Genomic DNA, 22,610 nt, shown 5'->3' on the forward strand with positions numbered 1-22,610 from the left:
ACCTGAATAATATCGTTGAACAGGATCATCGACGCATCAAGCGGCTGGTCCGGCCGGGGCTCGGGTTCAAGAGCTTCCACACGGCGCGCCGGACGATCGCCGGCTACGAGAGCCTGGCGATGGTGCGCAAGGGGCAGGTCACGGCCATTCCCGCCAACGACATGCCCACCCAGGCGACCTTCATCGCCAGCCTGTTCGGGACGGCCGCCTGAAGACGCTGCCTCCGCGGCTCTCCGCGCCCGCCATCAAACTTTGCAACGGAGCCCGGCCGCGGCACCGAGAACTTGCAGGGCAAAGCGTCCCTGCAGGCTGGTGGTGTTGATCGGATCGCCCAGCGACTTGAAGGCGATCCCGCGCTGCCCCAGGCCGTCGATCACCTCCAGCAAGTGGAAGAGGGAGCGCGCCAGCCGGTCGATGCGCGCCACCACCAGCGTGTCGCCCCGCTTCAGGCTGGCGAGCGCCTTGGCGAGCACCGGGCGGTCGCGGTCGCCGCCGGAGGCGTGCTCCTCAAAGATGATGGAACAGCCCGCTTGGCGCAGGGCGAGCAGCTGCGAGTCCGTGGACTGCTCCTCGGTGGAGACGCGGGCATAGGCGACGAGGGCCATGGGGATTCCTGGACGGTTCGGGCGGGAAAACGTCCGCCCGCCACCTTTGTACAGAATATCTGTAGCTCTCATCCACCCGGATGATCCTGGAGGCAGGGTCCGGAGCGGGGGCCTGCCGACCACGGTGTCCCGGCCAGCCGGCTCCCAACGCGCGACAAAAGGCCAACGATCGCCGGCAGGGCCGGGGCAATGTCGCCGTGAGCACCAGCATCTTGGGCGTTGATCGCGCCGGGCGGAAGCCGCTGAAGGCGGCGAAATGGCCCGGTTCTAAACGGATCCGCTCTCTTCTAAACGGATCCGCTCTGCAAAACGGCCACGGGGCAAGGGCGCAGGCCGCAGCAAACAGGCTTCTAAACCGATCTGCCCGACAGCGACAGACAGAGCGGCTGAGGGGGGCGCCTCCCCTACCCCTCCGTCCCGGAAGCGAAGGCGCGCTTCGGTATCATCGTGGCGCCGTTGCGCGCCATCGTCTGCGCCGTGGCGGCATCGATGGCCTCAAGATGCTCGTCGAGCAGACTTGCAAAACGATCACGCGCCGGGCCGATGGTCAAGCTGTGATCGGCGCCGGCAATGCGTTCCATCCGCAGATTGCGTATGCCGCGCAGAGGCCCGCCGTCGCGGCCGAAATGCGTTTCGAATTCGCCCAGCGTGACATCGTCGGCGCCATGGACCAGCAGCGTGTGCACGCCCCGCTCCGACAGCCGGTGGAACCAGTGCGCTACGTCGTCGGTGGCGTAGCCCCGCCCGGTCATCCAGGCCCGCACGCGACCCGCCTTGATGCGCACGCGCTGAACAATCCGTTTCGTGAGGCCATGGGCCACGCGGGCGGCCTTGCGGTCCTTGCGCAGGATGGCCCGCCACGTCGCCCGGTCAGCAAGGCGGGGGAGATAGGCCGCCATCGGCTTGATCGCCGTGCCGGTGACTGCCTCCGACGTGACCCCATCGCCAAGAACGTAGCGTCCGGGATTGATCAGCGCCTGCCCGACGATCCGTGCGTCGGCGAGCGCGCCGTGCAGCGCGGTCGCCGCCCCGGCGCACAGGCCCACCACGACACAACGCCGGTACCCCCTCGCCTCCAGCCAATCGAGTGCCGCCCGCACATCGGATACGGCCTCCTGGCAATAAATGAGATTGTCGGCGCGGCCGGTTCGCGACCCGCTGTCACCCAGCCCGGCCAGATCGATGCGCAGCGAGGCGTAGCCGCGCGCCGCCAGTCGCCGCGCCAGCCGCACCGACATGCGGCCGGACCCCACATGGCAGGTCGCTCCGCTGTTCAGCAGCAGCACCGCCGGCCGGTCGCGCCGGTCAGCCGGATCGGCCGGTTCGCACAGGACGCCGAACAGCTCTTCGGTGGGACCGAACCGCACCGGATGCTCCATGGCTCCCGGGAGGGCGAGCGACGCGCCGGGGCCGGGGGCCTGCGGGACATTCCCGGCCGGCGCGCCCTCCTTCAGCCACGCCGTCGCACGCTCCAGGGTCTCGCAGGGGCCGGTGGCGCGCTGCACGTTGCTCATCAGTTGGGCGAAGTCGGGGAACGGCTCCTCCCGCAGGTCCACGCCCAGCTTGCGGATATGGTCACGCAACCGGCCGGCTCCGCGCGCGTCGGGCCGGTCGAACAGCAGGACGCGCGGGGCCGGCGGCTCCGTCAAGGCCAGCAGGTCGAGCCGTTGCAGCGCCGACATCGTTTCGGCCGTCAGGCGGAAGCCGCCGTTGTCGATGCCCTCCTCCGTGACGGCGGGCGGCGCGCCCTCGGGCGGGGCCGACAGCAGCGACATGGCGCGGAGTTCCTGGACGAAGCTGCGCCCCGACAGGCAGGGGGCAAGCAGGACCAGCGCGTTCACTCCCCTCGCCTCTTGCGCCGCCACGGTGGCGAGCAGCGCGCCGAGGCGCAGCCCGACCAGCGCGACCTCCTCCACGCCCGTGTTGGCGCGCAGGAAGCGCACGGCGACGTGGATGCCGTCAATCCAGGCGCGCAAGCGGTCCGGGTCCTCCTCGTCGCCGACGGAATCGCCGGTTCCGGGATAGTCGAAGCGCAAGGTCGGCAACCCGGCCTCGGCCAGCCGCTCGGCAAAGGCGCGCCACGCGCGGTGGGTGGTCAGCGCCTCGTTCCCGTAGGGGGCGCACAGAACCACGCCGCGCCGCCCGGCGGCGGGGTGCAGCCATCCGAAGCAGTCCTCGAAGACGACGGGCGTCATGCCACCCCCCGGAAACGCACCGGTGCACAGGCGTTGATCGCGTGGATTTCGCCATTAGGGATCTTATCCGCGCGACCGCGCGGGATCAGGCGCACGGTGCGCTCGACGCCCGGCGGCAGGTGGAACCAGTCGTCCTCCGCGCGGAAGGCGTCATCCTCGATGTGGACGGAGCGGGCGAGCCGGCGGCTGCGCAGGGTCAGGGTCCAGCCCTCCCCTGCCCTGTCGGTCTTGGCGATCAGGCCCAGATCGGCGCGCTCCATCCGGTGGAATTGCGGGAAATGGACGGCGTCGGCCAGAGGCGCGCCGGTCGCGGCGGCGGTCAGGGTCGCCACGGTCGCGTCGTGGGCCGGCGGTCCAAAGCGGTGGCTGTAGGTCGTGTCGAAGAAGCGATCGAACAGCGCCGCCGCCGAATGTTCGCGGACGCTGCGCGGCGGCAGGGTCACGGCCCGTTCCGCCGTCATAACCGGCGTTTCGCCCGCATGCAGGCATGTGAGAGTCACAATGGCCTCGACCATGCGCGGCGTCTCGTTGACGAGGTGGACGGCCAGCCCATTGACGCCTTCGTCGGTCAGCAGAATCCGCACCGGGCAGAAGGCGCGCTTCAGGGCGTGCCACGCCGCCTTCGGCGCGCCGGAGGAATCCACCACGCCCCAGCCGGCGCCCGGCCACAGATCCTGGAACATCCAGACCAACCCGCCCCAGCAGGTGGAGCCCGCCCGCCGCCATTCGGCGAATACCGCTTCCATCACCTCCCCGCTCACCGCGCGGGACAGGCGGCGGTAGCGGTCGGGATCCTCATAGCGCAGGCTGGCCGGATCGACGGCGTACAGACGGTGCAGGTAGTGGTCGCGCACGTCCTCGAAATCCCAGGGCGCGCCGGGGTCGCGGGGCACGCGGGCCTTCCAGCGGGGATCGTGCACGGCGGGAACGCCGGACAGCGCGCGGGCATCGGGCATGTTGGCGAAGGCCAAGCATTCCGAGGCAAAGCGCACCTCGGCCCGGCGGGCGTCCTCCAGCGGCTTCATGTAGGCGCCGACGCCATAATAATGGGTCACGCCCGCGTTGGCGATGAAGGGCAATGCGCCGCCGGTCGGAGAATTGGCGACGTAGGGCAGATCGGGCCGCAGGCGCGCAGCCTCCTCCCGCAAGGCGGTGTCGAAGACCGGCTGGGTCCAGGCGGCGCGGGGAAGGCCCAGCATGGCCGCCTGCTGCTCCGCCTCGCTGCCGCCGCACAACACGGCGAGACTGGGCGACGCCTGGGTGCGGTCGAGGAACTGCGCCGCCTCCAGACGCACAGCGTTCAGAAAGCCCTCGTCCGTGGGGTAATCGAAGTTGGCGAACATGAAGTCCTGCCAGACCAGGATCCCCAGCTCGTCGCACAGCTCGAAAAAGGCGTCGGCCTCGTAGGCGGTGATACCGGGGACGCGCAGCATGTTCATGCCGGCCTGCCGCGCCAGCGCCAGCCACGGGGCGTAGGCGTCGCGCGACGACGGCAGGGCGACGATGTCCGGGCTGCTCCAGCAGGCGCCCCGGCAGAAAATCCGCTCCCCGTTGACGCGCAGCGCGAAGCCGTCGCTCTCCTCCAGTTCGCCGCCCTCCCGTTCGATACGGTGAAAGCCGGTGCGGCCGAGGTCGATGCGCTCCCCGCCGATGCCGGCGTGCACGGGATACAGGGTCGGGTTGCCGTGGGTGTGCGGCCACCAGGGCTCCACGTCGGGGATGCGGATGTGGCCGCGCAGGGTGGTCGCGCCGGTCCAGGCCAGGGGTGCGGTGGCCTCCCCCACCGCCACGAAGGCGGGCGGGCGGGCGGCACCGGTCCACTCCACCGACAGGTCGAGCGTCAAAAGGCCGTCCTTGCCGTCGAGCGTCGCGCGGAGATCGGCGGAGCGGACCCGGAGCGGGCCGGTTTCCTCGATCAGTTCAATGGGGCGCCAGGGGCCGACCGCGTGGACGGGCGGGCACCAGCCGGGCATGTGGCCGAGCAGCGTGGTGCGGACGCTCCGCAAGCCCGCCGGCTCGGCCAACCGCACGCGCCAGCGCCCCCGGCCGCGCTGCGTCTTGAGGACGGGGCCGAGGGCGCGGAAGGCTATGGTCAGCGTGTGCTCGCCGCGCAGGGTGATGGGGAGCTCGTGCGCCAGGAACATGCTGTCGGAGGTCAGGATGCGCTCACCGTCCAGCCAGACCTCGGCCAGCGTGGCGAGACCATGGAAACGCAAGGTGCGCGGCCCCTCGCCGGTCAGGCGGGTGCGGTACCAAATGTCGCGGCCGTGCAGCGGCGCGGGATCGTCCGGCGACCAGAGGCCGGCGGCCCGTAGCGCCTGGGCGGCGGTGCCGGGGACGGGGGCGGGGAGCCAATCGTCGGCGGCCCCCTCCCCCCCACGCTGGCGCGTGGGTCCCTCCCTCCCCCGCTGCGCGGGAGAGGGGCGGATTTCCTCTCCCGCCACGCACATCTCCCACCCCTCGGTCAGGGGCGTCATGGTTCGGCCGGTGACGGAAACGATCCGCGCCATGCGCGTCACCCATAGCGCCGGGTCAGCGCGCCGATGGCCGTCTCATAGGCGGCTTCCATCGCGTCCAGCAGAGCCGTGTCGTCGCCGAAGCGGCCCCGGTGCACCGCGCGGGCGAGCTGGAACTGCAACGCCTTGGCCAAACCCGCCAGCCGGTCACAGGCTTCCGCCGCCTCCGCCGGGCCGTCGATCCAGCGGACATGGCGGCCCAGCAGCTCGAAATTCGCGCCGAGCTGGCGCAGTGTGTTGAAGGCGTAGAGGTGGAAATAGTCCATGGGCCGGGCGGCCAGTGCGGCGCGATGCTCCGGGAAGGCGGCGCGGTAGGCGGTGACGGGGTTTTCCGCCGGGCGGCGGCGCAGGTGATGGCGCAACAGGCCGATGGAGGCGTCCGTCAGCGCCCTGCCCTCCAGGGCCGGGGCGCTGCGCTTCACGAACTCGACGTAGGGGAACAGGAACGGCGGCGCGAACAGGCCCTCGTAATCCTCCCCCTCCAGCGTGAAGCGGCCGGCGTTGTGGATGTAGTCGAGGCGCTTTGCCCCCTCGTCCAGCCCCAGGATCGCGATGGTCGTCTTGACGTGCTGGCTGCGGTAGGAGGTGCCCCTCGTGTCCGGCAGGTGGAAGCCGTCCACCTCCACCAGCACCGGCCGGCCCCGGCGCAGCTGAACCGCCGCGTGCGCCTCCACCCGGTCGTAGAGGGCGAGTTCCTGAACCTCCAGCCCGTAGAGGGTGCGCAGATCCTCCGGCGGTGGCTTGAAGAAGGTGAACTGGTCACCTTCGAAATCCTGCGCCACAGTGAAGGGCAGCATCGCCAGCGGATCGAACTCCAGCGCGTGCAGCAGTTCGATCCACAGGTCGGTGTAGCAGTTGGTCTCAACCCATACACGGTCGGGCCAAGCGCGGTCGGGCGCGTGCAGCGCGTGCATCGTCGTCACCCCCAGAGCGCGGCGCGCACCGAGGCCGGCCAGGCCTTCACGTCCAAGCCATGATGGCGGAACAGCGCCAGCGCCACGCGCTCCATCCCGAAGCCGACGCAGGCGGTATACGCGACCTCGCCGTCCGGTGTGCGGATGTCCCACAGCAGGCCGAAATGATCCTGGTGGTAGTTGAAGCTGAGGCAGGCGGTCGGTTTCTCGGCCGAGGCGATGGGGATCAGCAGCTCGAACTTCAACCCCTGGTCGCGCTGGTTGGCCGACAGCATCCGCCCGGCCCGCCCGAAGAACGGATCGTTGGCGAGGTCGATGGCGACCGGCAGGGCCAGCGATTCCATTAACGCCCTGCCCCGCTCCAGCCAGCCCTGGCGGAAGTCCATTACTTGGTCTGGCGTGCCAACTCGCACGTATTCCCGCATGCGGAACAGCTGCATGCGCGCCGGGTCCAGCGACGGTTCATGCCGGAAGCAGTAGGAATAGACATCCACCAGCGCGCCGTCCGCGCCCAGCGGGCCGCGCTCCGCGACTGTGGGATAGATGGGGTAGCAGGCGGCGGGGGTCATGACGACGTTGGTCGCCATCTGGCCGTCGGCCCAGTCCTCCCCCTCCTCCAGCCGGCGCAGCATCGACTGGTGAGCGCGCTCGTCGCCCATGAAGCTGTGCACGGTGCCGGCCAGATGCGGGAAGCTCTTCAGATACTCGCTGCGCTCGAAATGCGACCGGGCCAGCGCCGGGGGGAAGCGCATGACCTCCGCCCCATCCCCCCGCCCGCAGGCGGAAATCAGGTCGTTGAACCGCTCCACCACGTCTTCGAAGACGCCGCTGCGGCCGTACAGCCCGTCCACGCCGGTGGGGATGAGAAGACCGGCCGCGATCAGCGCGTCGCGGAATTCGGTGTGCGCATCGCTAGAGTACGTGTCCATGGTCTTCCACGAAGGGTTCACCCGAAAAGCGAGGCGTTATCCTTGTGCGCCAGCAGCAGGTTCGCCGTGTTGCCGAGGATCCGGTCGTTGCTGATCATCAGCGGCGCCGAATGGGCGTCGCGCAGATGGCGGCACAGGCTGTAGGGGCCATCGTTGCGGTAGGACGACAGGCCGGCGACCAGCATCGCCTGCTCAACGATGCGCACCACCATCTCCGCAGCCTGCATCTTCAGCGCATTCATGGCGACCGCGAAGCCCATGGAGGTCAGTCGGTCGGGGCTGTCGGCCGCCTCGTCGAACCGGTCGATGGCGCCGCGCACGGCGCCTCGCATGGTCTGGTGCAGGGCGGTCAGTTCGGCCAGCCGCCGCGCGCCGGGCGGCTGGGTGCCGGGGCGCTTGCGCGCCTCCGCCCGGACGAAGGCGCCGGCGCGGGCGACGGCGTCCGTGGCGATGCCCAGCCAGACGCTGGCCCACAGGATGTGCGTGACCGGCAGCATGGTCTGGGCGGAAATGTCGGCGTAGGGCAGGGGCATGATCTGCGCCCGCGACGCTTCCGCCCGCAGATGGTAGCCGATGCTGCGGGTGCCGCGCATGCCCAGCGTGTCCCAGCCGCCGATCTCCTCCAGGCGGAACTGGTCGCGCAGCAGCGGCACGATGATCTGGTCCGACGCCGGCGCGTCCGGCGCGCGGCGCGCGGTGACCAAGATGGCGTCGGCCTCGGCACCGTAGGAAATGACCGTCGCCTGCTTCTCCAGCCGGAAGCGCTCGCCCTCGCCCTCCACCGCGCAGGAGCTGGAGCGCACGTCGCCGCCGATGCCGGCCTCCGTCGTCGCCGACGCGAGCAGCAACTGGTCCGACGCCAGCCGCGCCAGCAGGTCGCGGTGCCACGCGCTGCCCTGCCCGTGCCGGACGACGCAGGCGACCTGGATCTGGTGCATGGCGAAGATCAGCCCGGTGGACGGGCAGGCCTGCGCCAGAGCGTGCGCCACGGCGGCCATGTCGGTCAGGCTGGCACCCTCCCCGCCATAGTCGCGCGGCACCATGGCGCCCAATAATCGGGCCTGTTTCAGCGCGGTGAAGGCTTCCGAAGGAAAGCGCGCGTCACGATCCACGGAAGCCGCGTGCTCCGCGACCATGGCGGCGACGGAGGACGGCAGCGCGTTCATGGCACGGATGTCCCGCTCAGGATCCCGGACACGGCATCGCGGATCGCGGTAATGCTTTCGAAGGTGCGGCGGCGCAGGAGATGTTCGGGAAACTCGATGTCGAACCGCTCCTCCAGCGCCAGCATCAGGTTCACCGACCCGTGGGAAGTCAGGCCGGCGGCGTAGAGGTCATCCTCATCCGACAACTCCCCCACATCGACGGTCAGCCACCCGCTGTCGCCCAGCAGGGATCGGATATCCTCGCTGGCGACGGTTTCGGTGGCCGCAGCCTGGGTGCCGTCAACCGCCGGCTGGAAAGCCGTCTGACGCATCAATCTCGCCTCCCCCTTTTCTCGAACGGTGCCTCTCGAACCGGAAACTTGCCCTGTGCGCGGAACAACGTGCCGGGACAACGCGGATCGACGATTTTTGTTCGCCAGATTACCCGGCTTTTCGGGATCCCTCGCGTCTCTTATGAGAGGCAGGCGTAATATGCGTTTAATACTTGAAGAGGTGCTTTTCGTCCTTTTGGAGCAGCCCGCGCATCCCGTCGCGGCAACACCTTTGCCATTCGGCCCGCCGGACCTAGCTTGCTGCCCGCAACGGATCATCCATTCGACGACACCGGGAGGCTCACATGGCAATACGGCAATCGGATGCGGAATGGCGCGGCAATCTGGCCCAGGGGAAGGGCACCATGCGGCTGGGCAGCGGCGCGTTCGAGGGGGCCTATTCCTTCCCGTCCCGTTTCGAGAACGGCACCGGCACCAACCCGGAGGAATTGATCGCGGCGGCCCACGCCGGCTGTTTCTCCATGGCGCTGTCGGCCGGCCTGTCCAAGGCCGGGCACACACCGACCCGCGTTCACACCACGGCGCGCGTGCATCTGGACAAGGTGGGGGAGGGCTTCGCCATCACCCGGATCGAGCTGGACTGCGATGCCGAGATCCCCGGCATCGACGATGCCACTTTCCAGCAGCAGGCTGATGGCGCCAAGAAGAACTGCCCGGTGTCGAAGGCGCTGGCCGGCACCGAGATTTCCCTGACCGCGAAGCTGCTGTAGCCCCGCATCGGAACGACCGACTTGCGACGTCGAAAGCACCTTGTAATTGCATATTGGGTGCATGTGCAATTAACGGCTGCTCCCGACGTCGCAAGTCCGCTTGCTCGCCCCGTTCACTCTCCCAGCAGATCGTCGATCTGACGGCGCAGCTCGCGAAGCCGCTCGTGATGCTCGGAAACCATGGCGGAGCGAACGGCACGCATCGCCTCAATGTCCTTTCCGATGCGGTTCAGGCTGGTGCCCAACACGCGCATCGGCTCCAGGTTCGGGCGCGTCCGGGGCTTGGCCGCGCGCATTTCCCGCACCGTCATGCCGTCCTTGGCCTGCGCCCACAGCGCGCGTTGAGCCTTCTCGCCTTCGACGGCGGCCAGTTCGTAGAGCGCGGAGCGGCTGACCGCGTCGGGTGCCGCCTGATACTCGGCCAGGATGTCGGAGGGCAGGGCGAGCACGCTCAGCCGGCGCGAGGTCTCGCTGTCCGACAGGCCGACCGCCGCCCCCGCCTCCACCTGCGAGAAGCCATAGTTGTCGATCAGCGCCTTCAGCCCGCGCGCGAGGTCCACGGCGTCGAGATCGACGCGCTGGACGTTCTCGATCAGCGCGATTTCCTCCGGCCGCCCTTTCGTGATGATCGCCGGGATGGTGGACCGGCCCAGCATGCGGTGAGCACGCAGGCGCCGCTCGCCGGCGACCAGACGGTACTGGCCGAATTCCTCCGTCTCGCGGACCAGGATCGGCTGCTGGAGGCCGTGCCGTTCAATGGATTCCGCCAGCGTGCGGAGAGCCTGCTCGTCGAAGACCGTGCGCGGCTGGTCGGGATTGGTGCCGATGCGATCCACATCGGCCTCGACCAGACGGGGCAGCACGCCGGACAGGCCGTGTAGGCTGGTGCTGACCTCCGGAATCGCCTCGCGGCCCGCCGGGCCGGCCATCATCTGCGTGCGGGTGGTGCGTTGAAGCTTAGGCGGCATGGACGTTCCCCGATGCAACGGTCTCCGATGCGGTGCCGGCGGCCTGGATCAGGCGCCGGGCGATCTCCACGAAGGTCTCGATCCCCGGCGCGCCCGGATCGGCCTCCACCGTAATGCGTTGGCTGGCCGCCGCCTGGGAGTAGATGGTGGCGCGCGGGATCGGCTCGAACACGTGCATCGAGGCTCCCCAGACCTGTTGGATGTCGTCCAGCGAGGCACGGTCCTGGCTGAGCCGGGAATTGTACATGGTCGGCACGATGCCGAGGATTTGCAGCCGGGGATTCGCGCGCTGCTGCACCTCGCGCAGGGTGTTGTTCAGGTGGTCGAGCCCAAGGATCGCCGGCGCCTCCGTCTGGCACGGAATGAGGACGTAGTCCGACGCGACCAGCGCGTTCATGGTCAGCGCCGACAGGGCAGGGGCGCAGTCGATCACCACGAAGTCGTAGCGGTCCCGGATTTGCCCGATCATCTGGCGCATGAAGCCGCTGGGGCTGATCTGGTCCTGAGTCATCTCCTTCTCGGCGACGGCGAGCGCGATGCTGGAGGGCAGGAGGTGAAGGTTGGGGTAGGCGGTCCGCAGGATGCAGGAATCGACCGGCGCCTTCCCGGTCAGGGCGTGGTACAGCGTGCGATCGGCCTTAGTCAGCTCCACCGTCTCACCGACCGGCACGCCGGCTTGGACGGTCGCGTTCGCCTGGCTGTCGCCGTCGATCAGCAGCGTCCGGTAGCCCGCGCGGGCCAGAACATAGGACAGGCACAGGCTCGTCGCCGTCTTGGCGGTACCGCCCTTCTGGATCGCCAGCGACACGGTCACGCACCGGCCGGGAGCGGCGTCCTGCGGCCGTTCCAACGTCAGCATCAGAAGAAGCCCAGCGACATCGGCCGGAATCTTCTCCTTACCGCTTTCCCACTTCGAAACCTTGGATTTGTCCAGCTTGCGTCCGGTCATTCCGTTCAGCGCCGCCGCCAAATCCGCCTGAGTCAACCCGCGTGATTCCCGCAGCGCCCGGATCTGGTCGCCGTCCATGCCGTGCCTCCACCGATAGGGGTAGAGGGGAAGCTACCGGGTTGTCTTTCGTCGGTCAAGGGAGGCAACCGCCAATCCAGCACCCTTCGTCACTTTTCAGCAGGAAGCAGGATTTACTCCCGTGAGTTGGCGGTGATGGTGGTCCAGGACGGATGTCGGGGGACAACCTTCATCGCGGACCGTTTGCCCGGGCCTATCGCCCGCATTCGCCAGCAGGGCGTCGATGCGGCGGCGCAGGGTGTGCAGAGTCTCGCGGTCGGTCGTGGACAGCGGCACGGCGTCGCGGGGCGCCGTCTCCATGCGCTCGAACTGGCGCACGCAGCGGCGCGCGGCCATCAACACGCGGGGCAGGGTGACGGGAGCCGCTGCCGCGGCTCTCAGCCGGCGCCGACGCGCCTCCCGCACCGTCAGGGTGCCCGCCTTGGCCGCATCCCACAGCGCGGCCTGCGCCTCCGGATCCCGCGTGCGCGCCACCTCCACGAGGACGGAGCGCGACACCGCCCGACGCACCGCCGGGTATTCCGCCTTGATGCGCTCGGGCAAACCGTTCAGGCTCAGGATGTCGCCGACCACCGTGCGGCTGCGGCCGATCAGCCGGGCGAGATCGTCACGGCCATAGCCGTCCTCTTCCGCCAGCCGGCGCAACGCTTCGGCCAGTTCCAGCGCGTCCAATCCCTCGCGCTGCATATTTTCGGCCAGCGACAGTTCGCCCGCCCGGCCGGCGTCCGGCTCCTCCACCAGCATCGCCGGGATTGCCCGCCGCCCCAGAAAACGATGCGCCTCCAGCCGTCGCGCGCCGGTCAGAAGACCGTACCGCCCGGCACCGAGCGCGCTTACCAGGATCGGCTGGAGCAGACCATGTTGCTCGATGGACAGCGCGAGTGCATCGATGGTGGTGGGATCGAACCGCCGACGCGGGTGGTCGGGCAGGGGGGTGATGCGGTCGATGTCCAAGGCGAGGATGGTCGCAGGCGTAATCGTTGGCATGATCGTTGACATGGGCGCACACTTCCTTGAACGCGGTTCCGGCGGAAACGCGGCGGTTGCGGGTCGATTGAATAGGGGAAGGCAGGGCGGATTCCGCCCGAGTTCAACCAAACACTGCCAAGTTATAGGAATAAAGTCAAGATCTGCCGGGAGGAGAATTGAATTGCCCCACAATCCCGACGCTCGCCGGAGGTCGGTTTGAAAGAGCCTTGCGGGTTGAGGCAAGGGGACCGTTTCTAACCCTTCCGTATTATATTAAAATTATCAGCAAAATCTGAAATTGCGCCCGCCAGAACGCCACGACCGCGCCCGACCAGTTCGGGAGGCGGTTCGTGGCGCATGGCTCACCAGCGCCGCGCGCCATCACGAATTGCAAAGGCCGGTCCGCCCGATGAAAAGCATGATCGCCCGCCTGTCCATCTCCACCAAGGTGTCCATCCTGAACTTCGCCGGCATGCTGATGCTGAGCGGCGCCATTCTCGGCGTGATCGGGCAGGTGCTTTCCCGCGACCTGGAACGGCAGGCGGTCGAGATGCAGACGCTCAGCATGGAGATCGCCTGGAGCGCTCTGTCGGAAAAGGGCGGCGACTTCGCCCTGCGCGACGGCAAGCTGATGCTGGGCAATTTCGTGCTGAACGACAACAACGAGGTCGTGGACAAGATCAAGAAGATCACCGGCGGCACGGCGACGATCTTCCAGGGCGACACCCGCGTCGCCACCAACGTGGCGAAGCCCGACGGCAGCCGCGCGGTGGGCACCAAGCTGGACGCCGGCCCGGCCTACGACGCCGTGATCGGCCGCGGCAGCAGCTATCGCGGCATGGTGAAGATCCTGGGCGAGGACTATTACGCCGCCTACGACCCCATCAAGGACAAGACCGGGCAGGTCGTCGGGATCGTCTATGTCGGCATCAAGAAGGCCACCGTCTTCAAGTCCTTCGACGAGAACATGCGGCTGGCGACCATCGGCGTGATCGGCTTCGCCGTGCTGCTGGCGGTCCCCGGCTTCCTGCTTCTGCGCGGCCTACTGGACCCGCTGAGCGCGCTGAAGCGCGTCATGGACGCTCTGTCGCAGGGCAACCTGTCGGCACAGGTCGCCGGCACCAACCGCCTGGACGAGATCGGCAACATGGCCCGCGCCGTGGTCGTCTTCCGCGATGGCATGGTCGAGGCCGAGCGCCTGCGCGCCGAGCAGGAGCGCCAGCGCCTGGAAGGCGAGGAGCAGAAGCGCCGCGCCCTTGAGGAAATGGCCGCGACGGTCGAGCGCGAAAGCCGCGAGGCGGTCAGCCGCGTCGCCGAACGGACCGAGGCGATGGACAGCAACGCCGGCGCCATGGCGCAGTCCGCCGGTCTGGTCGGCACCAACGCGCAGGACGTGGCGGCGGCGGCCGAACAGGCGCTCAGCAACGCCCAGGCCGTGGCCTCGGCGTCGGACGAGCTGACCGCGTCGATCCGCGACATCGGCCTTCAGGTCACCCAGGCGAGCCGCGCGACCGCCAAGGCGGTGGAGGCCAGCCGCCACACCGGCGAGACGATCCAGTCGCTCTCGTCCGCCGTGGGCCGCATCGGCGAGGTCACCGGCCTGATCCAGTCCATCGCCAGCCAGACCAACCTCCTGGCGCTGAACGCCACCATCGAGGCGGCGCGGGCGGGCGAGGCCGGCCGGGGCTTCGCGGTCGTGGCGTCGGAGGTCAAGAACCTCGCCAACCAGACCTCCACCTCGACCGAGGAGATCACCCGCCAGATCGCTGAAATCCAGGCGGTGACCCAGGCGGCGGTGAACGCGGTGGAGGACGTCGGCGCCACCATCAGCGAGATCGACCAGATCGCCGCCGGCATCGCCGCCGCCATGGAGCAGCAGGCCGCCGCCACCGACGAGATCGCCCGCAACGTCAACCAGACCGCCGCCGCCGCAACCGCCGTCTCCTTCCGCATCGCCGAGGTGTCGGCCGAGGCGACCAACACCCGCGAGCGCGCCGACGAGGTCCGGCAGGTTGCCGGCGGCGTGGCCGCCAGCATCGACGAGCTGAAGCGTGTGCTGGTCCGCGTCGTCCGCACGGCGACGACCGAAGTAGACCGGCGCCGCTTCCCCCGCTACCGCCTCGACGCCGCCTGCACCCTGACCGTGGGAGTCGGGGCGTCGACGCAGGCCCGCCTCGTCGACCTGTCGCGCTGTGGTGCTGCCCTGCGCACGGACGCCGCAGCACCGCTGCTGGGCCAGGGCATGCTAACTCTGGCCGACTTGGGGATGCCCGTGCCGTTCGACGTGATCGGCCACGAAGACGACCTGCTGCATGTCCGCTTCCGCACCGAGGACATGAACGAGGCCGACTTCAACAGCCGCTTCGACCGCCTGGAGCGCACGCTCGGCAGCCGCTTGGTGGCGTAAGCGGCCCTGTGCACCGCTGTTTGTGCGCCATTGTGCGGATTGTGCACAGGCGCACTTCCGCACAACGGGCGTATTTATCGCTTTCCCGTTTCCGATCAGCGATTTGCGCCCATCTGTTCGTATGCGTTCGTTGTGCACGCGTCGTGCACAAACAAGGGGCCGCTTTGTTAAGCCGCGTTAACCAGTGCAACACAATGCAGCACTTTTCCAGGGAATGTCGCATTGGTTAACGGGCGTCGAGTCCCCCTTCAGTTGGCCCAATTACGAAGGCGTACGGTTCCCGTAGGTTGGACCAAGCGTCAGCGTGGCCCGGCATTCGGGCGTTCCAAACAGATGCAATTCGGGTGGTAGCGGTAAAAGGTTAGCCGAACGCCAAGAACAAAGAAAGAACGTTTTCCGTCACCACGCATGCGAAGAGCCAGGGGAAGCCAGAGCCGTTCATAAGCGTTCTGATCGCCGTGCATTTTTAGGTGAGCGTGCAAGCAAAGACTGCGACAAACCGGCGCAGTTATACATTGTTCTAAAATCTGCTGGTTTGATTTTAATATTCTCTTTTCTGAAAGAAGTCGTGAAAGCATTGGCCTGATGGGTAAGGGAACTCAGTGTTGGCATCTCACGCCTGAAGAGACGGTTTGGGCATGCTATGGAGCGGTGGTGGGCTTCGTTGCCGGATCGTATATTGGGGCATTGGCTTGTGGCTATGCCATGGCGACAACATGCAGACAAACAAACGAAAATATGCACAAGAAAAATATGAACGGCATAATGCCGTGCACGTACAAGTTCATGGTTATGCCGTTTTCTATTTACATTATCATTGGATCGGCTGGAGTTTTTCACGGATACTCTTGGACTATCGCATGTCGCGAGTTTTCTAGCCCATGCATGGTGCAGAATCCATTTTTTAATTTATTTACCCCCGGGCAACTAGCCAGCCAATTTGATGCAATACGCCTTCAGTTTTTCACACACAATAGACAATTTCACTCCGCAATGGAAGCAAATTCAGTCTTATCAATCGAACGGTTTTACATATTTACGCTCTTTTTCTGCCCATTATCATCAATTGTTTTCGGCATATTGCACTGGAAGAGTGGAGCAATCTATATTTCAGAAGTTGCCATTATGGCTGCAAAGAAAGAAAAATCCAAATATGGCTACAACGTTGACAGCATGATCATTGATGCAAATAAGAAAACTATTTTCAACACCTTGTTAAAACTTATGATTTCATGCTTATTTATCATAATATTTTTCGCATGGTCTGCACATCACACCATGTATGAATATATAGAAAATCCACCTGATATTAGTAGGAAAGCAAAATCGACGATGCAAAGCATGAGATTCGATCCTTTTGCCATAGGACTCATATACATAACCATTTTCATGCCTTGCATTTCGCTTTCTCTTCTAACAGCATTTACAACCACGATGTGCGTCAATGTAAAAAAGATGCGAGAAGATATCGAAGAAAATCCAAAGCTATAGTTTACAGAGGAGAAAGGCCCGCTTCCTTCCGCGGATCGCCATGGCACCTTCGCTATTGAAGTAGATTTTTACTCATAAAGGCGGCCGAATTCTCTTGTACCACCCCCGAAACCAGTTCCTCCAAACCGAAGAACAAAAAGCCCCCGGCGAGTGCTCGCCGGGGGCTTCGTCGTTTCACACCGCGATCAATGCGCGTGGGACGACAGGCTGCTGCCGGGCAGGGATACGCGAACGTACTGCATCATGCCCTGGTCCTCGTGGTCTAGGATGTGGCAGTGCAGGACGAAGTCGCCGATGTAGCGGCGGTAGCGGGTCCGCACCTCGACCCGGTAGTTGGACTTCACGAACAGCGTGTCCTTCCACACGCCCTTCAGCAAGGCGTAGTCGATTTCCTTCTCCCGCTCTTCCGGCTTCAGCTTGGCCAGTTCCTTCGGGTCGGTGACGTCCACGCCGTTGGGGTTCAGGATGCGGACGACTTGGAAGGGGTTGACGTGGATGTGGAAGGGATGGCCGATCGGGCCGCCGTTCACCGTCGTGGAGGTCAGCGTCCATTCGTCCACGCCGCCCAGCGTCAGCGCGCGGTCGACTCGGCCGGGCTCGAAGGGCTGGTGGTTGACGCCGAAACGCGCGGGGCTGCTGGTGACGTCGATGCCGAAGATCAGGTCCTGGCGGCCGGTCACTTCGGCGGCGGTGATGGTCGGGTGGGGGACGAAGGCGGCCAGCGACAGATCCTTCAACTCGTTCTCCACCGTGCCGCGCACGTCCTGCGGCAGGGTCTTGGCGCCGTCCAGCAGGGCCGCCCGGACCAGTTCGGTGCCGTCGCCCGAGAAAGGCTTGCCGCCGCGCACCTGCACGAAGGCCAGCAGGCTGGTCTTTTCCTTCTGCGCGTTGATGGTGGAGGTGGTGTCCAGCTCCGCATCCACCACGCAATAGTCACCCTCCTCCGGGAAGGCGGCCAGCACGTCGGTGCGGTAGCCCGGCTCGTGCACGATGGTCTCCTCGCGCACCGCCGCGGCCTGGGTCAGGCCGTCGCGGGCGATGGAGAACAGGCCGACGCGCGGGCCGTTGCAGTTGTCCTTCACCCAGCTTTCCATTTCGGCGCGGGTGAAAGCGGTGACCGGGGCGGGGGAAGGCTTCAGCTTGCGGACCTCCAGGCCGATGGTCTCGCGCACGCCGGCGTGCAGGAAACGCCAGCGCTCCACGCGGCCGGCCTCAACACCGCTGACGATGGGCTGCACGACGCCGTTGATGGAGGTGGCGCGGCCGGACTGGTCCCAGACGCCGGGGGCGAACAGGGCGTAGTTGTTGACCACGCCGACGTCACCGGCGTCGCAGGTCCAGTGGCCATCCTTGTCCTTCTTGATGGCCCCGCTGCCGTCGTAGCAGGCGTAGGGGACCTGCTGCATGACGAACAGGCGCTCTGTGAAGGCGGTACCGTTGGCGGTCTGCAGGATGGTGTCGATGTCGCCGGTCTTGTCGATCTCACCGTTCGCCTTCGCGGTCGGCGCGCGGTTGCCCATGACGATCAGGGCGCCGGCCATGCCGCTGCCCACCTGGATGGCGGTCGAGCCGTGGCGGTGCGGGTGGTACCAAAAGGTGCCGGCCGGGTGGTCGGGCGGGATGTTGTATTCATGCTGGAACGAGACGCCCGGCTGGATTTCCAGCAGCACGTTGTCGCTGTTGCCCGACGGCGAGACCCACAGGCCGTGCCCGTGCAGGTTCGTGGTGTTGAAGCAGTTGGGGATGTTGTGGTTGCCCTGCGGGTTGACGCACTCGTCCAGCGGCAGCGTGTTGTTCACGTCGATGCGGACGGTCTCGCCGGGCAGGACGCGGGCGGTCGGGCCGACCAGGCTGTCGTTGTAGGTGCGCAGCCGCAGCTTGTCGTTGGCGCCGGTGGCCGGGTTGTACAGCACCGCGTCCGTGTACTTCACCGTCAGCGACAGGAACGCCTCCCGCGCGGTGGGGGAGGGGCGGACCAGCAGGGCGTCGCGCCGCTGCACGGCCGGGGCCTGCGCCGCCGCGCCCGTCTGAACGTTGCCCGCGTCCTGCGGGCGCACCACGGTCAGTTCCGGCGGATTGGACACGGTCTGGGCGGTCTGCGCCAAGGCGCTGCCGCCGCCGAGCATGGCGCAGGCGGCGGTTCCCAGAACCAAGCCGCGGAATCCACGTCCGCCAAGGTGGAGGGCAGGGCGCCTGGATGACGATAAAGGTTTCATGTTCCCTCTGGCAAGTTCCTCCCGCCACCATTGCGGGCACAAAAATGACATTCAGGCAACTTACCTTCGTCAAGAGCGTCCATAGCACGCCGTTGTACTCATATTTCTGGAAATGAAGGCACGTCAAAGATGCTCGCGGGGATTGCCAGACCCTGCGGCTTGATGACGCTTGCCGGATTTACAGCCTCTGCTATAGATTGACGCAATATTACGAAAAACCTCCATAGCGCGCACGATCATGTGCAATCAGGCTGGATGGTTGATTAGGGCGGCACTTCTGCAAGAGCGGGCGGGCAACATGACGGACAGGGTGACGACTCCCCGGGGGAAGACAGGCCAGAAGAAAGCCACCCAGGGGAAGACAGGGAAGGGCGGTGCGACGCGACGCGACGTTCTTGCCGGTCTGGCCGGCGCCACGGCGCTGGCGGCCTTGCCGGCGGCAGCTGCCTCCGCGTCCGCGTCGGCGATGCCCGACACGTTTCTGGCGGCCTCGTCGAAGCTGTGCGGCATCACGCTCGACAAAAGCTACATCCAGCTGGCCAACACCATCTGGCAGGCGCTGGCCGCGCGGGGTGACCGGGACCTTCTCCAGATCTGCCGCATCGCCGCCACGGCGCCGGACGACGCCACGCTGGAACGCAAGCTGGTGAACAACCCGCTGCTGTGGCCGAAGACGGAGGCGCTGATCTCCGCCTGGTACACCGGCATGGTCCCGGCGGGAGCCACGGCCGCCGCCGGCAGCAGGGTGATCACCTACGACGATGCCCTGGCCTGGACCGTCTGCCAGGACTTCACCAAGCCGCCGGCCACCTGCGGCGGCCCGTTCGGCTACTGGCACGACGAACCCCCCGTTTAACGGCCGCCAGCATCTCAAGGAGACGACATGGACCGGATCGAGGAAAGCGGCCCGGCGCGGGAAACGCTCCAGGCCGACGTGCTGGTGATCGGCGCGGGCGTGGCCGGCGGCCTGATGGCCTATGAGCTGGCGCGGCAGAAGCGCAGCGTGACGATTCTGGAGGCCGGACCGGAGATCGACCGCGACAAGGCGGTCGCCCGCTTCCGCGCCGATCCGACCAAGGGCGCCAACGCGCCCTACGAGAACGCCCCCTACGCCCCCTGCCCGGACGACCAGGACCCCTGGGTCTTTTACGGCCAGCAGCCACAGGGCAACACCTCGCCCAAGACGCAGTTGGCCTTCCAGGGCCTGTACCTGCGCGGGGTCGGCGGCACCTCCTGGCACTTCACCGGCCATGCCGAGCGCTTCCACCCCAACGACTTCCGCATGAAGAGCGTCTATGGGGTGGGCCGCGACTGGCCAGTCTCCTACGAAGAGCTGGAGCCCTGGTACCTGAAGGCCGAGGTCGCCTGGGGCGTGGCCGGCGGGCCGGACACCATCGGGCCGCCGCGCAACGCGCCGTACCCACTGCCGCCGGTGCCGATCTCCTTCCTCGACCGCATGGTTATGGCGGCGGCGGAACCGCTGGGCTGGGCTGTCGGCGGCTACCCGCACGCCCGCGTGTCGCTGCCGCAGGGCTACGACGGCCGGCCGCAATGCTGCGGCAACGCCAGCTGCCGCTTCATCTGCCCCATCGCGGCGAAGTACGACGGCTCCGTCCACGTCATGAAGGCGGTGACGGAAGGGGCCAAGCTGATGCACGGCCGCGTCGTCTACAACATCGACGTGGCCGCGGACGGGCAGGTCGAAAAGGTGCAGTACCGGCTGGCCGACGGCGGCTGGGGCGAGGCGCGCGCCAAGCTGTTCGTGCTGGCCGCCCACGCCATCGAAACGCCGAAGCTTCTGCTGATGTCCACCCGCCGCGGCACGGCGGGTGTCGCCAACAGCTCCGGCCTCGTCGGGCGCAACCTGATGTGCAACGTGGACATCGACACGCAGGGCTACGCGCCCAGCCCCGTCTGGCCGTTCCGTGGTCCGGTCAGCGCGACCGGCGGCGTCACCGGCCTGCGCGACGGGCCGTTCCGCGCCAATCAGGCGGCGGCGGCCACCTTCATCGTCAATGGCGGCTTCAACATGAGCCTGGGCGCCATCAACGAGGCGCAGCAGGCCATCAAGCAGAAGCTGGTCGGGGCGGAGCTGCGCAACCGCATCCACGACAACACCTCGCGCCAGGTGCATCTGTCCAGCTCGGTCGAGGTGCTGCCGGACACGGAGAACACCGTCGCCCCGGACTGGACGCGCCGCGACGCGCTGGGCCTGCCGCTGCCGAAGGTGAACTTCCGCATCGACGACTACACCCTTCGCGGCTGGAACGCGGCCAAGGACCGCGACCGCGCCATCCTTGGAGCGGATGGGGGCGACCTGCATTTCCCCCGTGGTCTCGGGCGAGCGGTACGGCAAGGCCTGCCCCTCCCCGCAGGAGGCCGAACCGACCGTCGATTACGCGATCATCGGCGGCACGGCGGTCATGGGCGACGACCCCAAGACCTCCGTCGTGGATCGGTTCGGGCGCAGCCACGACCACCCGAACCTGTTCATCCTGGGCACGTCGGCCTACCCGACGATCACGATCTGCTCGCCGTCGCTGACGCTGGCAGCACTCACGCTGCGCGCCGCCGACCACATCGTCGCGCGCGGACTCGCGTGAAGGGGAGGACCGACGCCATGACCTTCGCCATCAACCGCCGCACCCTGCTCGAAGGCGGCCTGTGCCTCGCCGCCGCCGCCGCCTCGGGGGCCGGCTGCACCACGCTGCTGAACGCCGGGACCAAGGGACAGCCGCTGTGGCAGCCGCCGCAGGCCCGATCCTCGGGCGGCGTGCTCGCCACCGACGTGCGGGCCGCTTATTCCCGCTTCGATTTGGCCGGCAAGCCGGTCAGCCTGCGCGGTTACGACGGTCTGCCGGTCGGGCGCACGCTGCGCGTCCGCGCCGGCGACCTGTTGCGCCTGCACCTGTCGAACGACCTGCCGTGGGAGCCGGGCGGGGAGATGTGCGGAGGCAACATCCCGCACGCCTTCAACACCACCAACATGCACCTGCACGGGGTCCACGTCTCGCCCAACCAGCCGAGCGACGACATCCTGCTGAACCTCGTGCCCAAGGGGCCGCAGAAGGCCGGGTCGATCCACGCTTTCCAGTACGTCTACAACATCGGGGCCGATCACCCGCCGGGCACCTATTTCTACCACGCCCACTATCACGGCGCGGTGGCGTTGCAAGTGGCCAGCGGCATGGCCGGCTGCCTGATCATCGAAGGGGCGGTGGACGACATCCCGGAAATCCGGGCGGCCACGGAACGCGTCCTGATGGTGCAGAGCCAGTGCGTGGGTCCGGACGGCACCTGCGAGAACGAAACGCTGCTGAACCTGCCCGGCCCGACCTACGTCAACGCGCAGCTGATGCCGGAGCTGTCCATGGCACCGGGAGAGGTGCAGCGCTGGCGGCTGGTCAACGCCACCCACGACCGCCTGCTGCGCCTGACGGTGCCGGAGCCGCTGACGTCCGTGCTGCTGTGCACCGACGGCAACCCGCTGCCCATGGCGCGCCCCCTGGCGGGGCCGCTGCCGCTGGTGCCGGGCAACCGCGCCGATCTGCTGGTCAAGGCGCCGCGCCGCCCCGGCCGCTACACGGTGGACGGCGGCGGCACCATCGGCCCGATCGCCACCGTCGTCGTGGAGGACGCGCCCGCCAGGGACCAGCCGCTGTTCTCCGGCGCGCTGCCGTCCTACCGCCATCTGGCGCCGATCAGCGACACGGAAGTGACCATGGGCCGGCGGCTGGAATTCGGCATGACCGGCGCGCCGCAGCATGTGACCTACACGATCAACGGCGTCCCCTTCTCCTGCGAGACGCCCTGGTCGATCCCGCTGAACGCGGTGGAGGAGTGGGAGATCTATAACCAGACCAACGACCCGCACCCCTTCCACATCCACGTCAACCCGTTCCAGATGGTCTCCGGCGGCAACGTCGATCCGGGGCTGTGGCTGGACACGGTGGAGCTGCCGCCGAACAAGCGCGTGCGCTTCCGCACCCGCTTCCTGGACTACACCGGCCTGTTCGTCTTCCACTGCCACACCCTGCCGCACGAGGACATGGGCATGATGCAGGCCGTTAAGGTCGTGTGATCCGCGACCCAGCGATAAAAAGTCTCATTTTCTGCACGTTTTTAAACTTATAGATTGCAGGCCGAGAGAACGCATCGCCCCTTC

The 22,610-nt window shown here is 67.1% G+C and carries 17 protein-coding genes; 6 read left to right on the forward strand and 11 right to left on the reverse strand.

The window, feature by feature from the left end; genetic code table 11:
* Nucleotides 1-212, forward strand: a 212-nt coding sequence (locus J2852_RS31710; RefSeq protein ID WP_246499963.1) for a DDE-type integrase/transposase/recombinase, incomplete at its 5' end; no start/stop codon positions are given.
* 33 nt (nt 213-245) lie between these two features.
* Here J2852_RS31710 and J2852_RS24795 read toward each other — a convergent pair.
* The 7 genes from J2852_RS24795 to J2852_RS32130 form a co-directional block, all read right to left on the reverse strand.
* Nucleotides 246-605 carry a recombinase family protein gene (locus J2852_RS24795; protein ID WP_343206814.1) on the reverse strand — a complete coding sequence of 120 codons (360 nt, stop codon included), beginning with the start codon at nt 603-605 and terminating at the stop codon, nt 246-248.
* 404 nt (nt 606-1,009) lie between these two features.
* Nucleotides 1,010-2,800: an alpha/beta hydrolase gene (locus J2852_RS24800; RefSeq protein WP_209880851.1), complete on the reverse strand. Its 1,791-nt coding sequence runs from the start codon at nt 2,798-2,800 to the stop codon at nt 1,010-1,012.
* Complete coding sequence (locus tag J2852_RS24805; RefSeq protein ID WP_209880853.1) at nt 2,797-5,310, reverse strand: glycoside hydrolase family 2 protein; 2,514 nt, start codon at nt 5,308-5,310, stop codon at nt 2,797-2,799. Before J2852_RS24805 ends, J2852_RS24800 begins: the two co-directional genes overlap by 4 nt.
* Nucleotides 5,311-5,315: 5 nt before the next feature.
* The gene (locus J2852_RS24810; protein WP_209880855.1) at nt 5,316-6,230 is read right to left on the reverse strand and encodes a DUF1839 family protein; all 915 of its coding nucleotides are present in this window, start codon (nt 6,228-6,230) and stop codon (nt 5,316-5,318) included.
* Between the two features lie 5 nt (nt 6,231-6,235).
* Nucleotides 6,236-7,159, reverse strand: a complete 924-nt coding sequence (locus tag J2852_RS24815) for an amino acid--[acyl-carrier-protein] ligase (RefSeq protein WP_209880857.1) — start codon at nt 7,157-7,159, stop codon at nt 6,236-6,238.
* 17 nt (nt 7,160-7,176) lie between these two features.
* Nucleotides 7,177-8,325, reverse strand: a complete 1,149-nt coding sequence (locus tag J2852_RS24820) for an acyl-CoA dehydrogenase family protein (protein ID WP_209880859.1) — start codon at nt 8,323-8,325, stop codon at nt 7,177-7,179.
* Nucleotides 8,322-8,636, reverse strand: coding sequence for an acyl carrier protein (locus J2852_RS32130; protein ID WP_209880860.1), 315 nt, complete (start codon nt 8,634-8,636; stop codon nt 8,322-8,324). The genes J2852_RS24820 and J2852_RS32130 overlap by 4 nt, the downstream gene beginning before the upstream one ends.
* A gap of 305 nt (nt 8,637-8,941) precedes the next feature.
* Here J2852_RS32130 and J2852_RS24830 point away from each other — a divergent pair, with 305 nt between their 5' ends.
* Complete coding sequence (locus tag J2852_RS24830) at nt 8,942-9,367, forward strand: OsmC family protein (protein ID WP_209880863.1); 426 nt, start codon at nt 8,942-8,944, stop codon at nt 9,365-9,367.
* 113 nt (nt 9,368-9,480) lie between these two features.
* Here J2852_RS24830 and J2852_RS24835 read toward each other — a convergent pair whose 3' ends face one another.
* The 3 genes from J2852_RS24835 to J2852_RS24845 form a co-directional block, all read right to left on the reverse strand.
* Complete coding sequence (locus tag J2852_RS24835; RefSeq protein WP_209880865.1) at nt 9,481-10,335, reverse strand: ParB/RepB/Spo0J family partition protein; 855 nt, start codon at nt 10,333-10,335, stop codon at nt 9,481-9,483.
* Entirely contained in the window at nt 10,325-11,362 is a 1,038-nt protein-coding gene (locus J2852_RS24840; protein WP_209880867.1) for an AAA family ATPase, read from the reverse strand. The genes J2852_RS24835 and J2852_RS24840 overlap by 11 nt, the downstream gene beginning before the upstream one ends.
* A gap of 96 nt (nt 11,363-11,458) precedes the next feature.
* Entirely contained in the window at nt 11,459-12,361 is a 903-nt protein-coding gene (locus J2852_RS24845) for a ParB/RepB/Spo0J family partition protein (RefSeq protein WP_209880869.1), read from the reverse strand.
* Between the two features lie 379 nt (nt 12,362-12,740).
* Between J2852_RS24845 and J2852_RS24850 the strand changes: the two genes are divergently transcribed.
* The gene (locus J2852_RS24850) at nt 12,741-14,738 is read left to right on the forward strand and encodes a methyl-accepting chemotaxis protein (protein WP_209880870.1); all 1,998 of its coding nucleotides are present in this window, start codon (nt 12,741-12,743) and stop codon (nt 14,736-14,738) included.
* 585 nt (nt 14,739-15,323) lie between these two features.
* Nucleotides 15,324-16,229, forward strand: a complete 906-nt coding sequence (locus tag J2852_RS24855) for a hypothetical protein (RefSeq protein ID WP_209880871.1) — start codon at nt 15,324-15,326, stop codon at nt 16,227-16,229.
* 185 nt (nt 16,230-16,414) lie between these two features.
* On the opposite strand, the gene J2852_RS24860 is transcribed toward J2852_RS24855, so the two are convergent.
* Nucleotides 16,415-18,382: a multicopper oxidase family protein gene (locus tag J2852_RS24860; RefSeq protein ID WP_209880872.1), complete on the reverse strand. Its 1,968-nt coding sequence runs from the start codon at nt 18,380-18,382 to the stop codon at nt 16,415-16,417.
* Between the two features lie 361 nt (nt 18,383-18,743).
* Between J2852_RS24860 and J2852_RS24865 the strand changes: the two genes are divergently transcribed.
* Together J2852_RS24865 and J2852_RS32420 are read left to right on the forward strand one after the other, a co-directional pair.
* Complete coding sequence (locus J2852_RS24865; protein ID WP_209880873.1) at nt 18,744-19,301, forward strand: sugar dehydrogenase complex small subunit; 558 nt, start codon at nt 18,744-18,746, stop codon at nt 19,299-19,301.
* Between the two features lie 27 nt (nt 19,302-19,328).
* The gene (locus J2852_RS32420; RefSeq protein WP_209880874.1) at nt 19,329-22,526 is read left to right on the forward strand and encodes an FAD-dependent oxidoreductase; all 3,198 of its coding nucleotides are present in this window, start codon (nt 19,329-19,331) and stop codon (nt 22,524-22,526) included.
* Nucleotides 22,527-22,610 lie beyond the last annotated feature (84 nt).

It is taken from the genome of Azospirillum soli (genome assembly GCF_017876165.1).
GTDB classification, from domain to species: Bacteria; Pseudomonadota; Alphaproteobacteria; order Azospirillales; family Azospirillaceae; genus Azospirillum; species Azospirillum soli.